This is a genomic window from Chryseobacterium sp. SIMBA_028 (genome assembly GCF_046535285.1).
Taxonomy (GTDB): domain Bacteria; phylum Bacteroidota; class Bacteroidia; order Flavobacteriales; family Weeksellaceae; genus Chryseobacterium.
Genome location: NZ_JAWRWZ010000267.1, coordinates 1 through 273 on the forward strand (window position 1 = coordinate 1; position 273 = coordinate 273).

The window sequence follows — 273 nt, forward strand, 5'->3', positions numbered from 1 at the left end:
GGGATTGCCGAGCCTTCAGCAATTGACCGGAAAGGCGCAGCAATCCGGATCGGTGATCGTTTATCAGCCTTATCTCGACGCCAGGCAGCGGGCGAATCTCGATTCGGCCGCCCTGCCCTTCGACATTTCCTTCAACACGCAATCGACGACGCGCGAATATGAACTCTTCCGGATACTGCACGAGCACCATCTGCAGGCCGGGTTGCAGGCGGATGTGTTCTGGGGGCTGCTGTCCAGCAAGTTCGAGACAAAATCGGTCTCCAGTCTGCAATC

Annotated in this window: 1 protein-coding gene; it reads left to right on the plus strand. The window is 57.5% G+C overall.

Annotated features, from left to right (window positions below; all coding sequences use genetic code 11):
* Positions 1–273, plus strand: a 273-nt coding sequence (locus tag SCA31_RS23405) for a hypothetical protein (protein WP_410699413.1), incomplete at both ends; no start/stop codon positions are given.